We start from the raw sequence: 20,856 nt of genomic DNA, 5'->3' as shown, positions 1-20,856 counted from the left end.
CCGCATCGTAACGCGGCGTGGATGGTGCAAATGGTCCAAAGCAATATGGCCGCAACGCTTCCGTACCGAGGTAAGCGAGGCGGCTATGCTACAGAGGATCGGGCCAATAAAGGCGGCCTGGATCGTGACCACATGCGGTATGATTTGCGCGTCAGGGGATTACCCCCATTAGCGAGATAACGGCCATATACGGAGAGTCGCCCAGCGTGTCAACAGCGCAGCACATTCCCAATCCTTGGGGCGCACCCTTGCCAAACCCGCACCGCACGACACATAGTCCCAGCAAAACCTGAAAGGACAACAACGTGGCGCTCCAAGTGATTGGCTTATGCCGATTTTCCTACCCCGCAATAGGCGGATTTCAGGTGGATCACGACACCATCGAAGAGCGCATAGACTATCTTTATGATGACGAACGTCTGGAAGAGCGGTTCCAATTATTCCAAGCCGTTGCTCTCCCCTCGCTCAAGGCCCAAACAGACCCCGATTTTGAATTGATCATCGTGATCGGTGATCAGATGCCCGCCCATCACCGCGCGCGATTGGAAGCCCTGATTGCGGATATGCCACAAGCCCGCATTCACGCCGAGCCACCTCGCCCACAGCGCGAGGTGATGAAAGCCATTCTAAACGCCGCCCGAAAAGATTTTTCTCAGCCCTGCCTTCAATTCCGCTTTGATGACGATGATGCTGTCGCTGTGGATTTTGTCGAACGTCTGCGCAAGGCCGCCCATGATTGCGAGGGGCTTACCAAACAACACAAGGCCGTCGCCTTTGATTGGAATAAAGGGTTTATCGCAGAATACGGAAAAGAGGGCATATCAGCCGCAGAGATTTACCGCCCCTTTGACGTTGCCGCCTTGGGTATGTGGGTAAAAGGCAATTGCCATCTGACCATCATGAACTTTGCCCATAACAAGATTAACCGCTTTATGCCCGCCGTCAGCTTTAGCGAACCGCGGATGTTTGTGCGCGGCCACAACGCCTCAAACGATAGTCGACAAAAACCAGTCAAGGCGGTGCCCGTCGAACCGCTTGATTATGATCAAGCGGAAAATTTCCGGCAACGCTTTGCGATTGATATTAATGTCGTCCAGCAAACGTTTGGAGGCGCATGACATGCGAACAGTTGGCGTTTGCCGCTTTTCTTATGCAGGTATCGGCGGCTTCAAAGTCGGCCACGAAGATCAGGCCGCCCTTGAGGCATTTCTATATGGCGACGAGCGGATGGAGGAACGGTTTCGCCTTTTTGAAGCGATCACCCTGCCCTGCGTCGCCGCCCAAACTGACCCTGACTTCACCTTTCTGATTGTCACAGGCACAAGCCTGCCATCGCACCATTTAGAAAGGTTGCACAATCTAACCGCAGACATCCCGCAATGCGTGATCAGACAATACCCCCCACGCCAACACCGCAGGATCATGAAGAAAGCCGTCAACGAATGGCGCGGCCCACCCGATGAACCTTGTCTGCAATTTCGGTTAGATGACGATGATGCGATGGCTGTGACGTTTGTCGAAAAGTTCAAACAAGCCGCTGAAGACCTAAGCGCCATAACAGCGCGCCATCCCTCTGTCGCGATCGACTTTAATCAAGGGTATGTTTTCACCGCTGGTGTCGATGGGGTCAAACTATGGGCCTATCACTATGCCTATTCTGCGATCGCACTGGGGATGGTTGTGCAGGCGGGTAGTGACGACACGATCATGAACCACGGCCACCAGAACCTATGGAAAACCATGCCGACACTTACGCTCACCGGTGAGGATATGATGATGCGGGGGCATAATGATTTTAACGACAGCCGACTAAAGGGCAAAAAGAACGTCTTTGATTACCAACCCATGGACGCAGAGCAAGCCGCCCATATTCGATCCACCTTTGGGATTGATGACGCGCATGTAAAGCGGGTCTTTTCACGCCCGTGACAGCTTGCGCTCGCGGTAAAAGGTAAACAACCCCATCCCCGTCACAATCGCCGCCCCTAGCAATGTCAGGGCCGTTGGCACCTCATCAAAAACGAAATAGCCGATGATCATCGCCCCGATCAAACCCGTATAGCGAAACGGCGCGATAAACGAGACATCGCCCGCCCGCATAACCTGGATACTAAAGAAATACCCTGCCAGAATGAACACGGCTGACCCGACGATATAAACGCTTTGCTGGCCCGTTACGGGCACCCATTCCTGCGTCAAAGACGCCAAGCCTGCGGCGATCATAACGGAAACGGTTGTGCCCAGCGTCACCGCCATGCCCGAGACATCAGCGGACAGCTGGCGCGTCAACAGATCACGCAAAGTGACGCAAATAACAGCCCCCAGCGCATAGAGAGACCAAATATTAAAACCCTCTGCACCGGGGCGAATGATCAACAACACGCCGCAAAAACCAACAGCAATCGCCAACATGCGCCGCCAACCAACAGCTTCGCGGTAAAACAGTGCTGACCCCAGTGTCACCGTCAAAGGAACCACCTGCATGATCGCGTTCAGATTGCCGAGCGGCATTTTGAATAAGGCGCTTAGGAAAAAGTATGAGGTGACAATTTCTGCCACCCCCCGCAGAGCGATGAGGCCCTTGTCCCGCGGCCCGATACCGCTGCGTAGCGCACCCAAACTACGGGCTAAGAAATAGATCAGGATCGTCGCTAGCACCCCCCGCACAAAAATCAGCTGGAACAATGGGATCGCCCCATTGGTGAGCTTGAGAAACGTGTCGTTGATCACAAACGCCGCCATCGAAGCCATCATCAACAGCGCGCCCTTTGCATTTGCGGACATCTCTGCCTCCCTATCTCTAAGGGCCTGACACTGTCGCAACAAACAATCAGGGGCAATGAAAAAGAAAACCCCCGCAACCATGTGGCTGCGGGGGTTTTAGATTTTTTACGAAGGCTGCGAATTAATCGCGGCTTTCCTCTTCAAAGCTAGGCGCGTTGTCAAACACATCGCCACCGACAATGTCGTCTGCCGGCGCTGTCGGAGCAGCAAGTGCCGCTGCTTTCTCCGCTTCGATCCGGCGTGCTTCGACCACAACATTGTCACGGTCATGTGCAACGCGACGCATCTGCTGGGTTGCCCCACCAGTACCCGCAGGGATCAAGCGGCCAACGATAACGTTCTCTTTGAGACCAACCAGTTTGTCGCGCTTACCTTGGACAGATGCCTCGGTGAGAACACGTGTTGTCTCTTGGAAGGACGCGGCAGAGATGAAGCTGCGCGTTTGCAAGGACGCCTTGGTGATACCCAACAGGATCGGCTCGCCTTTGGCGACACGGCCACCTTTGGACAGAGCCTTTTCGTTGGCTTGATCGAACTCGAGCTTGTCGACATGTTCGCCTTTGAGCAGCGTGGTATCGCCAGATTCCTGAACTTCCCACTTTTGCAGCATTTGGCGCACGATGACTTCGATGTGTTTATCGTTAATTTTCACACCCTGCAGACGGTAAACCTCCTGCACCTCGTCGATCATGTAATCAGCAAGCGCTTCGACACCCATAATGGCAAGAATGTCATGCGGCGCTGGGTTGCCGTCCATGATGTAGTCACCCTTTTGAACGAAGTCGCCTTCGGCCACTGGGATGTGCTTGCCCTTAGGCACCATGTATTCGACCTTGTGATCCGGATCTTCGGAGCTCTCGATCGCGATACGGCGCTTGTTTTTGTAGTCCTTGCCATAGCGCACATAGCCGTCGATTTCCGCGATGATCGCGTGATCTTTCGGGCGACGTGCCTCAAACAGTTCGGCCACACGTGGCAGACCACCGGTAATATCCTTGGTCTTGGCGCCTTCACGCGGGATACGCGCGATAACGTCACCGGCTGCAACTTCTGCACCGTCTTCGACGGACAAAATCGCATCCACCGACATAGGATAGGTGATCGGGTTGCCAGCGCTGTTGCGCAGAGGTTCGCCATTGCCGTCCTGAAGGATGATTTCAGGCTTCAACTCGTTACCTTTGGCAGCTGAACGCCAGTCGATCACGATCTTCTGGGTCATACCAGTCGCGTCATCGGTTTCGTCTTTGACAGAGATGCCAGAGATAAGATCGACGGTCTTGGCAGTACCAGCTGCTTCGGCGATGATCGGCAGCGTGTAGGGATCCCATTCGAACAGTTTGTCGCCTCGCGCCACGTCTTGGCCCTCTTTGACAAACAGCTTGGTACCGTAACCCACTTTGTGGCTCGCACGCTCGTCACCGTTTTCGTCGATGATAAGCAGCTTCATGTTACGGCCCATAACCATGGTTTCATCCGCAGAGTTCTGCAGTGTCATGGCGTTTTCGAACTGGATCTTACCTTCTTGGCCCGCTTCCTGGAAGGACTGCTGACCACCCTGCGCAACACCGCCAATGTGGAATGTACGCATTGTCAGCTGTGTACCAGGTTCACCGATGGACTGAGCCGCGATGATGCCGACGGCCTCACCTTGGTTCACCAAAGTACCACGTGCAAGGTCACGACCGTAGCACTGTGCACAAACGCCTTCTTCGGCCTCACAAGTCAGAGGTGAGCGAATGCGCGCAGAGGCAACACCGGCTTCGTCGATAAGATCAGACATACGTTCATCAACGATTGAACCCGCTGCTGCCAGCACTTCGTCCGTGCCTGGGCGCAGGATGTCTTCTGCAACAACACGACCCAACAGACGTTCGGCCAGTGAGGAAACAACCTCACCATCGTTAACCGCAGCCGTAGCAGTGATCGACGCATCGGTGCCGCAATCGTGCATGCGCACGATACAGTCCTGAGCAACATCAACCAGACGACGTGTCAGGTAACCCGAGTTCGCTGTTTTCAAAGCCGTATCCGACAGACCCTTACGGGCACCGTGCGTTGAGTTGAAGTACTCAAGAACGGTCAGACCTTCTTTAAAGTTCGAGATAATCGGCGTTTCGATGATGTCGCCGTTCGGTTTCGCCATCAGACCGCGCATACCGCCCAGCTGTTTCATCTGCGTAACAGAACCACGCGCACCGGAGTGGGCCATCATGTAAACCGAGTTTGGTTCGTTCTCGGAGCCGTTCTCAGCGTATGTAGTATCGGAAATCGAGCCCATCATCGCGTCGGTGACTTTGTCGTTACACTTTGACCATGCATCAACAACTTTGTTGTACTTTTCACCCTGAGTGATCAGGCCGTCCATGTACTGCTGTTCAAAGTCTTTAACCTGCTCGCGTGTCTCATCAACCAAGGTCCACTTGGTTTCAGGGATCAGCATGTCGTCTTTACCAAACGAAATACCGGCCTTGAAAGCTTGGCGGAAGCCCATGGTCATGATCTGGTCACAGAAGATCACAGATTCTTTCTGACCACAGTAACGGTAGACCGTATCGATGACCTGCTGCACTTCTTTCTTACGCAGCAGACGGTTGACGAGGTCAAACGGCGCCTTTGCGTTCAGCGGCAGAAGCGCACCCAACAAAACACGACCCGGTGTGGTGTCAAAGCGTACCAGCACTTCGTTACCTTCGTTATCGATCTGTTTGATCCGCGCTTTGATTTTTGCGTGCAGGTGTACTTCACCGGAGTCCAGCGCATGCTGTACTTCGTCAACGTTACCGAACACTTTGCCTTCGCCAACCATGCCTTCGCGTTCCAGCGTGACATAGTACAGGCCCAAGATCATATCCTGAGAAGGAACAATGATCGGCGCACCGTTTGCAGGCGACAGAACGTTGTTCGTGGACATCATCAATACGCGCGCTTCCAGCTGGGCTTCCAGCGAGAGCGGCACGTGAACAGCCATTTGGTCGCCGTCAAAGTCAGCGTTAAAGGCCGAACAGACCAGCGGGTGCAGCTGGATCGCTTTACCTTCGATCAGCACGGGCTCAAACGCCTGAATGCCAAGACGGTGCAGCGTAGGCGCACGGTTCAGCATGACAGGGTGTTCGCGGATAACTTCATCCAAGATATCCCAAACTTCGGGGCGCTCTTTTTCCACCAATTTCTTGGCTTGTTTCACGGTCGAGGACAGACCTTTGGCCTCAAGACGCGAATAGATGAAGGGTTTGAACAGCTCGAGCGCCATCTTCTTGGGCAAGCCACATTGATGCAGCTTCAGCTCAGGACCGGTCACAATAACCGAACGGCCAGAGAAGTCGACGCGCTTACCCAAAAGGTTTTGACGGAAGCGACCTTGCTTACCTTTCAGCATGTCAGACAGCGATTTCAGCGGGCGCTTGTTGGCACCAGTGATCACGCGGCCACGACGGCCGTTGTCGAACAGCGCATCAACAGATTCCTGCAACATCCGCTTTTCGTTACGCACGATGATATCAGGCGCGCGCAGCTCAATCAGACGCTTGAGGCGGTTGTTCCGGTTGATAACGCGGCGATACAGATCGTTCAAATCGGATGTCGCGAAGCGGCCACCATCCAGCGGCACCAGCGGGCGCAGCTCTGGCGGGATCACAGGGATCACGGTCATGATCATCCACTCAGGACGGTTGCCGGATTCAAGGAAGGACTCAACCACCTTCAGGCGTTTAATGATCTTCTTCGGCTTCAGCTCGCCTGTGGCTTCTTTCAGCTCTTCGCGCAGCTGGTCGGCCTCGGCCTCCAGATCAATCGCGGCCAGCATTTCGCGGATCGCTTCAGCACCGATGTTGGCCGTGAAAGCATCCATGCCATAGGCGTCTTGCGCGTCCATATACTCTTCTTCGGTCAACATTTGACCGTAGGTGAGGTCCGTCAGGCCTGGCTCGATCACAACGTAGTTTTCGAAATACAGGACACGTTCCAGATCACGCAGAGTCATGTCCAGCATCAGGCCGATGCGGGAAGGCAGCGATTTCAGGAACCAGATGTGCGCAACTGGCGATGCCAGCTCGATGTGGCCCATACGTTCACGACGTACTTTTTGAAGGGTAACTTCAACACCACATTTTTCGCAGACAACGCCGCGATATTTCATGCGCTTATATTTACCACACAGGCATTCGTAGTCTTTGATCGGTCCAAAGATTCGCGCACAGAACAGGCCGTCACGTTCAGGTTTGAACGTACGGTAGTTGATGGTTTCTGGTTTCTTGATCTCACCGAAGGACCACGACAGGATGCGCTCTGGCGAGGCCAAAGACACCTTGATTTCGTCGAACGTCTTCATTGGCGCGACGGGGTTGAACGGGTTGTTTGTTAGTTCCTGGTTCATTTTGATACCTCAAATTTGGTGCGGATGGTGGGGATGCCGTGGGTTTCACCCAGCCTACGTTGGGTGGGCGAAACACAGGCGGCGTGGATGATTACTCATCCTCCTCCGCATCCAGGAGTTCCATGTTCAGGCCGAGGCCGCGGACTTCTTTGACAAGAACGTTGAACGATTCTGGGATACCAGCTTCGAAGTTGTCCTCACCTTTCACGATGCTTTCGTACACTTTGGTACGGCCAGCAACGTCATCCGATTTCACAGTCAGCATTTCCTGCAGGGTGTATGCAGCGCCATAAGCTTCAAGTGCCCAGACCTCCATCTCACCAAAGCGCTGACCACCGAACTGTGCTTTACCGCCCAATGGCTGCTGGGTAACCAGCGAGTATGGTCCAGTAGAACGCGCGTGGATTTTATCGTCCACAAGGTGGTGCAGTTTCAGCAGGTATTTCACGCCAACAGTCACCTTACGGCTGAACTGTTCGCCTGTGCGACCATCAAACAGAACCGACTGACCAGAGCGGTCAAAACCTGCACGTGCAAGGCTGTCGTTTACGTCTGCTTCTTTGGCACCGTCGAAAACAGGTGTCGCGATTGGAACACCGCGACGCACGTTGCCCGCTACTTCCAACAGCTCTTCCTCGTCCAGACCAGTGAGGCCTTCTTCGTAGACGTCATCGCCATAAGCCAGCTGCATTGCTTCACGCACAGGTGTCAGATCGCCGGAACGCTTATATTCTTGCAGCGCTTCGTCAACGTTGATGCCCAGACCGCGTGCGGCCCAGCCCATGTGTGTTTCAAGGATCTGACCAACGTTCATACGCGATGGAACGCCAAGCGGGTTCAGACAGAAATCAACCGGTGTACCATCTGCGAGGAACGGCATGTCCTCCATTGGAACAACTTTAGAGATAACACCCTTGTTCCCGTGACGACCGGCCATTTTATCGCCCGGCTGCAGCTTACGCTTCACCGCCACGAATACTTTGACCATTTTCATCACACCTGGGGGCAAGTCATCGCCACGGCGTACTTTCTCGACTTTGTCCTCAAAACGCGCATCCAAGGTCCGTTTCTGGATCTCGTACTGCTCGTTCAGGGCTTCGACGATTTTCGCGTCGTCTTCGTCCTCAAGGGCAAGCTGCCACCACTGACCACGTGTCAACACCATGTCCAGCGTCTCTTCGGTGATCTGGCTGTTTGGCTTGACGCCGCGTGGGCCTTTGACAGCCACTTTACCAAGGATCATTTCACGCAGACGGGCAAAGATGTTGCGATCAAGGATCGCCATCTCGTCGTCGCGGTCACGCGCCAGACGCTCGACCTCTTCGCGTTCGATCTGAAGCGCACGTTCGTCTTTTTCCACACCGTGGCGGTTAAAGACGCGAACCTCAACAACCGTACCGAAATCGCCCGGCTTAACGCGCAGCGATGTATCGCGAACGTCAGAGGCTTTCTCACCAAAGATAGCGCGCAGAAGCTTTTCTTCTGGCGTCATCGGGCTTTCGCCTTTTGGTGTGATCTTACCTACCAGAATGTCACCCGGCTCAACGTCTGCACCGATGTAAACGATGCCCGCCTCGTCGAGGTTGCGCAGCGCTTCTTCGCCAACGTTTGGAATGTCGCGTGTGATTTCCTCTGGCCCAAGCTTTGTATCACGGGCGGCGACTTCGAATTCTTCGATGTGGATCGAAGTAAACACGTCGTCACGCGATACGCGCTCGGAGATCAGGATGGAGTCTTCATAGTTGTAGCCGTTCCAAGGCATAAACGCGACAACCACGTTTTTACCAAGGGCCAACTCACCCATATCTGTGGATGGACCATCCGCAATAACCTGACCCTTTGTAACCTTGTCGCCTACTTTCACCAGCGGACGCTGGTTGATGCAGGTGTTCTGGTTAGAGCGTTGGAATTTACGCATGCGGTAGATGTCTACGCCCGCATCGCCCAGCTCTAGGTCTTCGGTCGCGCGGATAACGATACGTGTTGCGTCAACTTGGTCGATCACACCAGCGCGGCGCGCCATGTATGCCGCACCCGAGTCACGAGCCACAACTTCCTCTATACCTGTACCAACCAGAGGCGCTTCGGCCTGCAGCAAAGGAACAGCCTGACGTTGCATGTTCGAGCCCATCAAGGCCCTGTTCGCATCGTCATTCTCAAGGAATGGGATCAAGGAGGCAGCAACCGAAACCAACTGCTTTGGTGAAACGTCAATCAAATCCACATTCGAGGAAGGCGACAATGTGTAATCACCTGATTTACGCGTCGAAACCAGCTCATTCACGAACTTCATGTTTTCATCAAGGTTCGCGTTGGCCTGTGCCACCGTGTGGCGCATTTCTTCGGTCGCGGACATGTACTGAACATCATCAGATACAACGCCGTCTGTTACCTTGCGGTATGGCGTTTCGATGAAGCCATATTTGTTCACACGGGCAAAGGTCGCCAGCGAGTTGATCAAACCAATGTTCGGACCCTCAGGTGTCTCAATTGGACACATACGGCCGTAGTGGGTTGGGTGAACGTCACGTACTTCAAAACCAGCACGCTCACGTGTCAGACCACCTGGCCCAAGCGCGGAAAGGCGACGCTTGTGCGTCACTTCGGACAGCGGGTTGGTTTGGTCCATGAACTGCGACAGCTGCGAAGAGCCGAAGAATTCACGTACCGCAGCGGCTGCTGGCTTCGCGTTGATCAGATCTTGCGGCATGACCGTGTCGATTTCGACAGAGGACATACGTTCTTTGATCGCGCGCTCCATGCGCAGCAGACCAACACGGTACTGGTTTTCCATCAGCTCACCAACGGAACGCACACGACGGTTGCCGAGGTGGTCAATATCGTCGATGTCACCGCGGCCATCGCGCAGGTCAACCAGCGCTTTGATGCAGGATACGATATCATCGCGGTCCAGCGTGCGCTGCGTGTCTTCTTTGTCCAGCGCCAGACGCATGTTCATTTTCACACGGCCAACCGCGGAAAGGTCATAGCGTTCGCTGTCAAAGAACAAGGTATCGAACAGGCTGCTTGCCGCTTCGACTGTGGGCGGCTCGCCCGGACGCATAACGCGGTAGATATCCATGAGCGCGGTTTCGCGGTTCATGTTTTTATCTGCCGCCATAGTGTTGCGCATGTATGGGCCAACATTGACGTTGTCGATGTCCAAGAGTGGGATCTCGGTGATGCCAGCGTCAATCAGCTCTTTGGCGGTGCCGCCGATGAGCGTGCCGTCTTTGTCGTATTCCAAGGTCATCTCGTCGCCGGCTTCGACATAAATCGCGCCAGTTTCTTCGTTGATGATATCCTTGGCAACAAAAGTGCCCTGAATGTGATCGTATGGCAGCAGCAATTCGGTCACGTTACCTTCGTCGATCAATTTCTTGACCGCGCGCGGCGTAACTTTTTTGCCTGCTTCAAACAGCACTTCGCCGCTTGCTGCATCTACGATGTCATAGGTAGGACGGGTGCCGCGAACGCGTTCTGGGAAGAACGGCGCGATCCAACCTTTTCCAGCATCCAGACGATACGTGACAGTGTTGTAATACGCATCCATGATCGCCTCTTGGTCGAGACCAAGGGAATACAAAAGCGTGGTGACAGGAAGCTTACGGCGACGGTCAATACGTGCGAACACGATGTCTTTTGCATCGAATTCAAAGTCCAACCATGAACCGCGATATGGGATGATGCGGCAGGCAAACAAAAGCTTACCGGAGGAGTGTGTTTTACCTTTGTCGTGGTCAAAGAAAACACCAGGTGAGCGGTGCATCTGAGACACGATAACGCGCTCGGTACCGTTCACAACAAACGTCCCGTTAGGGGTCATCAATGGCATATCGCCCATGAACACGTCTTGTTCTTTGATGTCCTTAACCGATTTTGCGCCTGTATCTTCATCGATATCAAAAACGATCAGACGGAGCGTCACCTTAAGCGGCGCGGAATAAGTCATATCGCGCTGCTGGCATTCCTCAACGTCGTACTTCGGCTTTTCCAGCTCATACTTTACGTACTCGAGGATCGAAGTTTCGTTAAAGTCCTTAATCGGAAAAACCGACTGGAAAACGCCTTGGATACCATCACCATCGGTGGGGGTTTCTGCGTCGCCTGAGTTCAGGAATAGATCATAAGAAGATTTTTGAACCTCAATAAGGTTCGGCATGTCCAGCACTTCGCGGATTTTGCCATAATATTTACGTAAACGCTTCTGGCCAAGGAAGGATTGTGCCATGTGTCGTGTCACCTTTCGTGTCTCTTGCCGAATGCGCCATCGCCGGGGCCGCGATGCACACCCATAAGAGCGGCTAAGTCCGGTCTATGCTGGAGTACGTCCCACCGTACCCCTCCCGACCATTGGACCTCTCCAGAAAGACGCTTTTGCGTTTAAGCGCCTTTCAAGACAGGTTTGGCTGGACAAGGAATAAACCCTGTCCAGCCATTGTTCAGCGTGGATCCACAACCGCCCTACCCAGCAAAAAGCCCGTAGGGTGGGTGCAACCCACCGACAGGCTTAGGCCAGTTCGACTTCTGCGCCAGCTGCTTCCAGCTTGCCCTTGATGTCTTCTGCTTCGGCTTTGTCGACGCCTTCTTTGATCTTGCCGCCAGCTTCAACCAGATCTTTAGCTTCTTTCAAGCCAAGACCGGTGATGCCGCGAACTTCTTTGATCACGTTGATTTTGGATGCGCCGGCGTTCTTCAGAACGACGTCGAATTCGGATTTCTCAGCTGCGTCGCCACCGGCGTCCGCTGGGCCCGCCATCATGACTGCGCCACCGGCTGCAGGCTCGATGCCGTACTCGTCTTTGAGGATTGTTTTCAGTTCTTGTGCTTCAAGCAGTGTAAGACCAACGATGTCTTCTGCCAGTTTTTTCAGATCAGCCATGTTTTAGCTCTTTCCGTTACGATATGTGTGTTCCAACGTGTAGTTTCAACTAACACGCCGATTTGACGATATTGTCGCTTACGCAGCCTTGTCTTCGATCGAAGACAAGATAGATGCGATGTTGCTTGCAGGTGCGCCAATCGCGCCAGCGATGTTGGAAGCAGGTGCGCCCAGCATACCCGCGATGGAGGAGATAAGCTCCTCGCGCGAAGGCATCTTGGACACGGCTTCTACACCGGCGGCATCCAACGCGTTCTCACCCATTGCACCACCGAGGATGACAAGCTTGTCATTCTCTTTGGAGAATTCCTGAGCAACCTTGGCCGCAGCCACAGGATCCTCAGAGTAGGTCAGAACGGTCATACCCGTCAGAAGGTCAGCAATGCTTGCGCATGGCTTGCCCTCAAGGGCGATCTTGGCGAGCCTGTTTTTGGCAACACGCACAGACCCACCCGCGTCGCGAGCGCGCGCACGAAGGTCCTGCATTTCAGCAACTGTCAAACCGACGTAGTGGCTAACCACTACAACGCCAGAGCTTTCAAAGATTTGGCCGAGTTCGTCGACCAACTGTTCTTTTTGTGCTCTATCCACAGTTTCTCTCCAAATTATTCGGAGGGGTGACCCCCCGAGGCTCATTTTGCCGGACAAATGCCCGACGTCGGGTCCTTACGGGTCCTTCCCAAGATCATCCGAGAGCAAAGCCCTGAAAAATCTAAAGTCATTCCCCATCTCAGGCAGGAATTATGAGATGTTTGACCACCTCACCCGCCATCTCGGACGAAGCGCAAAAAGCGCACGACGAATCGTGCGCTATGATGCAAGTGTTCACATAAGCTGAATATTTGGGTTTGCCAACCGCTAAACGACCCTAGATGTCACGCGCCGACCGCTCGGGGGTGCATTGCCTGAATCGATGCTTTCAGTTCCGTCGTCGAAATTTGCTCTGTGCGAGGAAGATACAGCACATCGCAGAGGTCACGCAAATCATCAAACTTGCCCGCCCAATCATCACCCATAGCAAAAAGATCTACATCAAATCGCCGCACATCCTCCCGCTTTTGCGCCCAATCGCTCTCTGGGATGACCAAATCCACATAACGGCACGCTTCCAGAATTTCGACACGCTGAACATAGGTGATCGCGGTCACCTTACCCTTGCGGGCATTAAACTCATCCGTCGAGCAGCCTACGATCAACCGCTCCCCTAGCTCCGACAAACGCCGCAACAACCTAAGATGCCCGACATGAAACAAATCAAAAGTCCCATAAGTCAGGATTGTTCCTTTTGCCCCCATCATACGCGGACCCCCTCAAGAAAAGAGCTGAATCGTTCTGTCGCGATGTGCCATGGGAACTTGAAATAGGGGTCGGGCGTTTTCCATCCGTCCCCATAGTTGAGCGCCAGCATTTTTTCCGGATTTGCCGGGATCGGATAGGCCGTAATCGAACACGCCTTAAGCGGCAGAACATCCGTTTTCGAAAGCTCGCCCAACGTGTGGGGGTATACATAGAACTTGTCAGCTTCAAACCACGCCGGAAACAGATCGATCTGGACACCGTTGACCGGCGTTAGTTTGAGGATACTCGGGTCATTGATCGCATCTTCATCCAAAACACCTTCATCGCTCAAACGCTGCCGCAGCTCCAACCACTCGCCCGCAGCTGCTTGGCGATTATTCGCCTTTAAAATAACGGCGATATCAATATCGTCATCATGATCTATCAGGCGTTCATCTCGAACAACCCCCAGCAGAGTCCCCGAATTCAGGAAAGCCTCATAGCCATTTTCTTTGAGAGATTTCAGGTGATCCCCTACCCTATCCCAGATGGGCTCATGCGCCATTTCTGCAAAATTATCCTCCCGAAAGGCGTGATTGGTAAGCCGGATACTGCCCAACGAGCTTTTGACCAAAGCCTCAAAGGCGACAAAGCGGTCTTCCAACCCCTTCTCATCGCACAACTCCCTAAGAGTGCGCATGCTACCGACGACCTGCGTTGCACGCTGCCGTAACGCAACAAGATGGGCCACTTTGGCCTCGCGCCACTCAAGTTTGTGCCCCCGCACGCGCAGGCCTTTCAATTCGGTCAAATATTCCCAGCAATCCAGCCCTTGAGCGCCCTCATGAAGAGCCGCTATGCCAATTGCACGGATTTCGAGCAATCGCCGCAGCCGCAAAGCTGCTTCGTCTTTGATATCTTCCGCCACGCTGCTGCCTCACAGGTTTTATTTTGTTTTTATATATTTTCTTGCAGCCTAAGCGCGCAGGTCTCGCTTTGGCAAGATTATTCACCAATTCGGGGAAAGACTGTGATGTAGGGGCGACACGAAACAAAGCCCCTTAGCCCGAAACGAACCGGCCTATACCACTTTTGTCGTGCAACCTGAAAAACACGAGGGGTGCGCCCAACGAAAAAGGGCGCCCCAATAGGGACGCCCTTTAACTGAAATCTTGATCAGATCACTCTGTAACAGCGTTATCCACTGCAACAGTCACACCTGGGCCCATTGTAGAGCTCAGCGCGATTTTTGTCATGTATGCGCCTTTGGCGCCTGCTGGCTTGGCTTTTGCAACTGCGCCAACAAAGGCACGGATGTTTTCAACCAATTTAGCTTCGTCAAAAGATACTTTGCCAACGCCTGCGTGAACAACGCCACCTTTTTCAGCTTTGAACTGTACTTCGCCGCCTTTGGCCGCTTTTACAGCTGCCTCAACGTCCATTGTAACAGTACCAACTTTTGGGTTTGGCATCAGGTTACGTGGGCCAAGTACTTTACCCAAACGACCAACGATCGGCATCATGTCAGGTGTCGCGATGCAACGATCAAAGTCGATCTTACCGCCCTGAACGATTTCCATCAGGTCTTCGGCGCCAACAACGTCTGCACCAGCAGCTGTCGCTTCGTCAGCTTTCGGGCCACGTGCGAATACCGCAACGCGAACGTCTTTGCCTGTGCCGTTTGGCAGGCCAACAACGCCGCGAACCATTTGGTCTGCGTGACGCGGGTCAATGCCGAGGTTCATCGCGATGTCGATGGTTTCGTCGAACTTGGTGTTCGAGTTACCTTTGATCAGCGCTACAGCTTCTTCAACTGTTACGTTTTCTTTGCCTGCGAATGCTTCGCGTGCAGCGGTTGTGCGTTTTCCCAGTTTAGCCATCTTACTTAACCTCGATGCCCATGGACTTTGCGGAGCCCAGAATGATTTTCATTGCCTGATCCACATCGTTTGCGGACAGATCGGCCATTTTGGCTTCTGCAATTTCGCGCAGCTGCTTGGTGGTTACGGAACCAACAGTTTCACGCGAAGGCGTTTTCGCGCCAGAGTTCACTTTGGCCGCTTTTTTCAGGTAGTAGGACGCTGGTGGCGTCTTGATGTCCATCGTGAAGGACTTGTCCTGATAGTAGCTGATCACGGTTGGGCAAGGCGCACCTGGCTCCATGTCTGCTGTTTTTGCGTTGAACGCTTTACAGAATTCCATGATGTTAATGCCGCGCTGACCCAGCGCTGGACCCACTGGTGGGGATGGGTTTGCTTGACCCGCTTTAACTTGCAACTTCATCGTACCGACGAGTTTCTTGGCCATTGGCCTTCTCCTTTGTCATCGGCAAGGTTTCCCCTGCCCTACAAGACCTCAACGCGTTGAGGCCCATTTTCTAGCGTGGTCTGGTCCGGTGCGCGCGCGCATCTCGCCTCCCACAAACGATTCGCCGCGCAGCAATGCCACGTGACGTAAGAACCCGCCTACTAGGACAGTTTGCACATAAGAGCAAATGGTATCTTGGTTCGCAGTGATACATAGCCAATAGTCCGCCGTCAGTTACACGACACGAAGCCGACCTCCAATTGAGAAGCTCGAATTTCGGCTATCAAGAGACTGCTCAACAAGAGGTTGCATTTACAAACAACGCAGCAATCATTCTTTTTGGAAAGTAAATTTCTTAAACTCTATGCTTGGGTATTGAAAAAACATCTTAGACTACCAATTACTCAGCAACGCCCAAACTGGGCACCGACAAAGTCACGCTCGCCGACGGCATCTGACTTCAAAAAAGAGGAAAGGTCGGCAAGTGGTCTATGTGTGCTATGTGGCTTCCATAAGGGTACGCACACACGAGATGTAGGAGTACGTTATGCGTGCATCGTTCATCCTCGAAGCCACGAAACCCTGCGGTACTAAGTATCGTTTTGAGGTTTCCTTGGGACTTCTGTTCCTTGGATGGCTTCTAGGGACCTTCGGGCTTTAAGACTGAAAAGGTCGTTCTTCGGAACGGCCTTTTTTATGCCTGTTGTCTGCACACTTGACCTTGAGGCTGTGCCAAAACCCCGTTCAAAACATTAATTGTTGTTGAAGATTTTAACTGCATTTCGACAAACGACATTCGTGGCGTTGCACAATATCGGTCAATCTGGGCTCAAACCAGCCGCTCCTTAATCTACCGCCCCCAAATCAAAAAAGGCACCTCAGCTTCCGCTGCGATGCCTTTCAATCGATCTATCGGAACTAGGTCCGATTAAACTTGTTTGTTCACCTGAGTGAAATCCAGCTCCACCGGTGTTTCACGACCAAAGATCGACACCATAACTTTGAGCTTTTGGTTCTCGTCGTCCACATGTTCGACCATGCCGTCGAAATCTTCGAACGGGCCGTCGGCAACTTTGATTTTCTCGCCCACTTCAAAGTGGATAAGCGTGCGTGGTGCTTCTTCGCCTTCTTGGACACGGCCAAGGATTGCAGTTACTTCGGCGTCGCGCATTGGCATTGGGCGGCCCTGTGGCCCCAAGAAACCTGTGACGCGGTTGATGGAGTTGATCAGGTGGTAGCCACGATCAGACATTTCCATGTGCACCAGAACATAACCCGGCATAAAGCGGCGCTCGGTTGTTACCTTCTTACCGCGACGGATTTCGATTACTTCTTCGGTCGGGACCAGCACTTCGTCGATCTGATCTTCCATTTCCAGCTCTGCAACCGTTGTGCGGATCTGTTCAGAGATCTTTTTCTCGAAGTTGGACAGAACACTGACCGAATACCACCGTTTTGCCATTTGATCGTCCGTCCTTATTCTGAGCGCCTGTGTCTACTAGCGCATTCAATAAACTCTTTGAGGTCTTACCTCAACTCTTCCCAAACACAAAATCGCTCGCGTCTCGAATCAATGCGACTATGTAATGGGACAGGCCTGCGGACTAGACCACACGCCATTGGGTTTCAAGTGTTTGCGAAGAATTTTGCAGGCAGCCTTGCCCAAGGTCGTGCTTTTGTTTGGCCTTAGCCAAACATGTTCAACACGTACTGCAATCCACCACGGATCACGACATCAACCAAAGCAAAGAAAACAGCAGTAAGTGCAGCGAGGATAAACACCATAACCGTGGTGAGCATCACCTCACGGCGGGTGGGCCATACGACCTTTGCCACTTCGGTGCGGACTTGCTGAATGAACTGAAGCGGGTTGGTGGTGGCCATGGATCACATCCTGAATTGTCGTGTTAGGAGCATCTAGCCGCTGTAGCGCGGTGTTTCAAGGCTGCAAATTGCGCGGGACTTAACCTCCCTCTTTTTGCAACCCATCCAAACGGCGCTCCATCGCCTTATCATGGCGACTGTCGGCACTGGCCAATTCGCCAAAGTCTGGCAGGTACAGGCCATCAACAGTGCCCTCGGGGAAACGGTCAAGGATGGCATCCCATCGAACGGCAAACCGATCCAGACGCTGATGCATCGCTGCGGCCCGCTCGGGACGGCGGTTGGCATACCAACGGCTGATCTTCATCACGCTTTGCCAAAAACCATCATAGCCCAAAATCAGGAAAACTCCGACCATGATCAGGGCAAATAAAAACAACAGCCCAAAAACGAGCCATGGGCGAAACAGCACCAGCAATAGAATTGCCCCAATAGCCATATGGGCTGGCGTCGGACGATATGCTTTGATGCGGTCGATCAAACCTTCAGCGGGGACAACTTGCCTGCGCTTCGGTTCGGCAACCGGTTGTTGAACCGGTTCCACTTTTGTCGGAGCAGCAGCTTTGCGGCCCAGCGAAAAACGGCGCTTTTTCACCTTAGGGGCAAGCAACTCTTGCGCGCGGGCGGCGGCCGCTGGGTCTGATTCTGCATCGGCGAGCAGGGGCAAGCGATCTGATTTCTTGGTCGCCCTCGTGGCAGACCTTGGTGCGTGACCAGCTGTGGCGCGTTCAATCCGCGCCTGTTCTCTAGGAGAAGGCTCCTGCGCGGGGGCCGCTGCGTCTTCTGTCAGGATCGAACGGATCGCACTTAACGAGCTTTCATCAAGCTCGGATGCTGGAGTTTTATCAGTGGGATTCGTCGTTGCGTCTGTCATCTGTTCTTACCGTAAAATTTGGCTACCAGATGAGGGCTTAAAAGCATTTTACGCCGTAACGATGGAACAAATGCGTTTGAAAAACGTCATTGTTTCCAAGGCATGACCTATATGGCCGCGCGACCAGCGACTACCATTCCAAATAGATACAATTTCATGAGAATTTTTGGCAGGGGCTGAGGGACTCGAACCCACGACCCTCGGTTTTGGAGACCGATGCTCTACCAACTGAGCTAAACCCCTATGCCTGCGCATTGGGTAATCTGGATTCCATATAGGTTCAAGGGGCATCGCACATTGTTCGTGCGATTTGCGAGAGGTTTTTACTGTTTGTTGGTTCAGATTGCTCCCCTGCCAATCCTGCTGCGCCAACATGCGCCTCCCGCAAACGCAACAAAGGCCGCCCCTAGGGACGGCCTTTGCTTGGCTAAGTTCGCATGTCAGGCCTTGCGGCCAGAGCAGCTTACTCAGTGATTTTGGATACAACGCCCGCACCAACGGTACGGCCACCTTCGCGGATCGCAAAGCGCAGGCCCTGCTCCATCGCGATTGGCGCGATCAGTTCAACGTCGAACTTCAGGTTGTCACCAGGCATAACCATTTCAGTGCCTTCTGGCAGCTGAACTGTGCCCGTAACGTCTGTTGTACGGAAGTAGAACTGTGGACGGTAGTTCGCGAAGAATGGGGTGTGACGACCGCCTTCTTCTTTGGTCAGAATATAGGCTTCTGCTTCGAACTTCGTGTGTGGGTTAACCGAACCTGGCTTACAAAGAACCTGGCCACGCTCAACACCGTCACGGTCAACGCCGCGCAGCAATGCGCCGATGTTGTCGCCCGCTTCACCGCTGTCCAGCAGCTTGCGGAACATTTCAACGCCTGTGCAGGTCGTTGTTGTGGTGTCACGGATACCAACGATTTCGATGCTGTCGCCAACATTGATTACGCCACGCTCAACACGGCCTGTAACAACTGTACCACGGCCAGAGATCGAGAACACGTCCTCAACCGGCATCAGGAACGGCTGGTCAACAGCACGTGCAGGTGTTGGGATGTACTCATCAACAGCCGCCATCAATTTCTTGATCGCTTCTTCGCCGATTTCTGGGTTGTTACCTTCCATCGCCGCCAAAGCGGAACCTGCGATCACTGGAATGTCGTCGCCTGGGTACTCGTAAGAGGACAGCAGTTCACGGATTTCCATTTCAACCAGTTCCAGCAGCTCTTCGTCGTCTACCTGGTCAACTTTGTTCATGAAAACAACCATGTATGGGATGCCAACCTGGCGGCCCAAAAGGATGTGCTCACGTGTCTGTGGCATTGGGCCATCGGCCGCGTTCACAACCAGGATCGCGCCGTCCATCTGCGCAGCACCGGTGATCATGTTTTTCACATAGTCAGCGTGACCTGGGCAATCAACGTGCGCATAGTGGCGGTCTGCTGTTTCATACTCAACGTGCGCAGTCGAAATCGTGATACCACGCGCTTTTTCTTCTGGCGCGCCATCAATCTGGTCGTACGCTTTGAAGTCACCAAAATACTTGGTGATCGCTGCCGTCAGTGTCGTCTTACCGTGGTCAACGTGGCCAATTGTGCCGATGTTGACGTGTGGTTTGGTACGTTCAAACTTTTCCTTTGCCATGGTGGCGCCCTTCCAAAAATCACAGGGTTCATTGCGAACCAGTATTGCGTATGGCGCGCGACATAGTTGGTCTGGAAGGTAAAATCAAGCGGGTCTTGCAGCCGCGTTGTAGTTTCGTTGCGTGCTGCGGCAAGACGGTCGGTTTATTATCCCGCCTCGTCGGCCTTGGCAGCGTCATCATCCGGCTTTGCCGTTATGACACCCTCAGAAAACCACCCCTCTTCCGCGTTCTTTTTGACAAGGAAGTTTTCGATCTGCTTTACCGCGTTCTGGCTGAGATTCTTGAACTGTTCCTCGGCGGTTTTTGTATACCCTGATCCAACCAGCGGACCTTGATCCAGTGATTCCAGAACCGTGATCTGATGCGCCTTTTCGGTCAGCTTTTTATTTTCGGCGTCATCCCAAACGGTGATCCGAATAATCATAGCCGATTTAGGGGCCGCCACCACAGGCACCCCCGGAGGCGCAAGGAAGTAGCTCTCGATCGAAATGCCAAAGTGGTAAAGACGCGTGCCGTCATAACGATCAAACCGTTCCGAGACCGCCTCTTGCAACATCTTTGTCATCACTTCGGTTTCCAGCTCACGGCTGAGCGGCACCTTTTGGATCTTTGGCGCGACAACAATGTTATGCGCCAGTTTGAAATCCCCCAGCGGCACAGCTGGCTTGCCCAGATCAGCAGCACCATTACAGGCCGCCAAAACACCAACCAACAGCATCGCACCCGTCAACCGCATCAATCTGATCGCACCCATTTGGAGCCCCCTCATTGTTAACAAATGCGATACCGCATGGACCTAAAGGGTGCAATGCGCCGACCGCTTGGCAAGGCCGCA

Annotated in this window: 16 protein-coding genes and 1 tRNA gene; 2 read left to right on the top strand and 15 right to left on the bottom strand. The window is 53.4% G+C overall.

Features of this window, described 5'->3' with window-relative positions:
* Window positions 1-305: 305 nt before the first annotated feature.
* Both Z948_RS0110150 and Z948_RS0110145 read left to right on the top strand, forming a co-directional pair.
* Window positions 306-1,118, top strand: a complete 813-nt coding sequence (locus Z948_RS0110150; RefSeq protein ID WP_025059457.1) for a putative rhamnosyl transferase — start codon at window positions 306-308, stop codon at window positions 1,116-1,118.
* On the top strand, window positions 1,087-1,929 hold the full coding sequence (locus Z948_RS0110145; protein WP_245604570.1) for a putative rhamnosyl transferase: 843 nt from the start codon (window positions 1,087-1,089) through the stop codon (window positions 1,927-1,929). Before Z948_RS0110150 ends, Z948_RS0110145 begins: the two co-directional genes overlap by 32 nt.
* On the opposite strand, the gene Z948_RS0110140 is transcribed toward Z948_RS0110145, so the two are convergent.
* The 15 genes from Z948_RS0110140 to Z948_RS0110070 all read right to left on the bottom strand — a co-directional run bounded on the left by Z948_RS0110140 (window position 1,918) and on the right by Z948_RS0110070 (window position 20,775).
* Window positions 1,918-2,784 carry a DMT family transporter gene (locus Z948_RS0110140; RefSeq protein ID WP_025059455.1) on the bottom strand — a complete coding sequence of 289 codons (867 nt, stop codon included), beginning with the start codon at window positions 2,782-2,784 and terminating at the stop codon, window positions 1,918-1,920. The genes Z948_RS0110145 and Z948_RS0110140 overlap by 12 nt on opposite strands.
* 121 nt (window positions 2,785-2,905) lie before the next feature.
* A complete protein-coding gene (rpoC, locus tag Z948_RS0110135) occupies window positions 2,906-7,156 on the bottom strand; it encodes a DNA-directed RNA polymerase subunit beta' (RefSeq protein WP_025059454.1) in 4,251 nt (1,416 codons plus the stop codon).
* A 91-nt stretch (window positions 7,157-7,247) separates the two neighbouring features.
* Entirely contained in the window at window positions 7,248-11,387 is a 4,140-nt protein-coding gene (gene rpoB, locus Z948_RS0110130) for a DNA-directed RNA polymerase subunit beta (protein WP_025059453.1), read from the bottom strand.
* Between the two features lie 279 nt (window positions 11,388-11,666).
* On the bottom strand, window positions 11,667-12,038 hold the full coding sequence (gene rplL / locus Z948_RS0110125; RefSeq protein WP_025059452.1) for a 50S ribosomal protein L7/L12: 372 nt from the start codon (window positions 12,036-12,038) through the stop codon (window positions 11,667-11,669).
* A 78-nt stretch (window positions 12,039-12,116) separates the two neighbouring features.
* Window positions 12,117-12,629, bottom strand: a complete 513-nt coding sequence (rplJ, locus tag Z948_RS0110120) for a 50S ribosomal protein L10 (RefSeq protein ID WP_025059451.1) — start codon at window positions 12,627-12,629, stop codon at window positions 12,117-12,119.
* A 284-nt stretch (window positions 12,630-12,913) separates the two neighbouring features.
* A complete protein-coding gene (locus tag Z948_RS0110115; protein WP_025059450.1) occupies window positions 12,914-13,336 on the bottom strand; it encodes an adenylyltransferase/cytidyltransferase family protein in 423 nt (140 codons plus the stop codon).
* Window positions 13,333-14,244 carry a LicD family protein gene (locus tag Z948_RS0110110; RefSeq protein ID WP_025059449.1) on the bottom strand — a complete coding sequence of 304 codons (912 nt, stop codon included), beginning with the start codon at window positions 14,242-14,244 and terminating at the stop codon, window positions 13,333-13,335. The genes Z948_RS0110115 and Z948_RS0110110 overlap by 4 nt, the downstream gene beginning before the upstream one ends.
* Window positions 14,245-14,497: 253 nt before the next feature.
* The gene (gene rplA, locus Z948_RS0110105) at window positions 14,498-15,196 is read right to left on the bottom strand and encodes a 50S ribosomal protein L1 (protein ID WP_025059448.1); all 699 of its coding nucleotides are present in this window, start codon (window positions 15,194-15,196) and stop codon (window positions 14,498-14,500) included.
* A gap of 1 nt (window position 15,197) precedes the next feature.
* Complete coding sequence (gene rplK, locus Z948_RS0110100; RefSeq protein ID WP_025059447.1) at window positions 15,198-15,623, bottom strand: 50S ribosomal protein L11; 426 nt, start codon at window positions 15,621-15,623, stop codon at window positions 15,198-15,200.
* 928 nt (window positions 15,624-16,551) lie between these two features.
* A complete protein-coding gene (gene nusG, locus Z948_RS0110095; RefSeq protein WP_025059446.1) occupies window positions 16,552-17,085 on the bottom strand; it encodes a transcription termination/antitermination protein NusG in 534 nt (177 codons plus the stop codon).
* 224 nt (window positions 17,086-17,309) lie between these two features.
* Window positions 17,310-17,507: a preprotein translocase subunit SecE gene (secE, locus tag Z948_RS0110090; RefSeq protein ID WP_025059445.1), complete on the bottom strand. Its 198-nt coding sequence runs from the start codon at window positions 17,505-17,507 to the stop codon at window positions 17,310-17,312.
* Between the two features lie 79 nt (window positions 17,508-17,586).
* Window positions 17,587-18,381 (bottom strand): hypothetical protein, encoded by a 795-nt coding sequence (locus tag Z948_RS0110085; RefSeq protein WP_025059444.1) that lies wholly within the window; start codon window positions 18,379-18,381, stop codon window positions 17,587-17,589.
* 167 nt (window positions 18,382-18,548) lie between these two features.
* Window positions 18,549-18,624 (bottom strand) — tRNA-Trp (locus Z948_RS0110080).
* Between the two features lie 220 nt (window positions 18,625-18,844).
* Window positions 18,845-20,020, bottom strand: coding sequence for an elongation factor Tu (tuf, locus tag Z948_RS0110075; RefSeq protein ID WP_025059443.1), 1,176 nt, complete (start codon window positions 20,018-20,020; stop codon window positions 18,845-18,847).
* Window positions 20,021-20,166: 146 nt separating this feature from the next.
* On the bottom strand, window positions 20,167-20,775 hold the full coding sequence (locus Z948_RS0110070) for a hypothetical protein (protein ID WP_245604569.1): 609 nt from the start codon (window positions 20,773-20,775) through the stop codon (window positions 20,167-20,169).
* Window positions 20,776-20,856 lie beyond the last annotated feature (81 nt).

It is taken from the genome of Sulfitobacter donghicola DSW-25 = KCTC 12864 = JCM 14565, from assembly GCF_000622405.1.
In the GTDB taxonomy this organism is placed as follows: domain Bacteria; phylum Pseudomonadota; class Alphaproteobacteria; order Rhodobacterales; family Rhodobacteraceae; genus Sulfitobacter; species Sulfitobacter donghicola.
The sequence above is the reverse complement of the archived record's forward strand: the minus strand, read 5'-3'. Positions and strand labels throughout refer to the sequence as shown.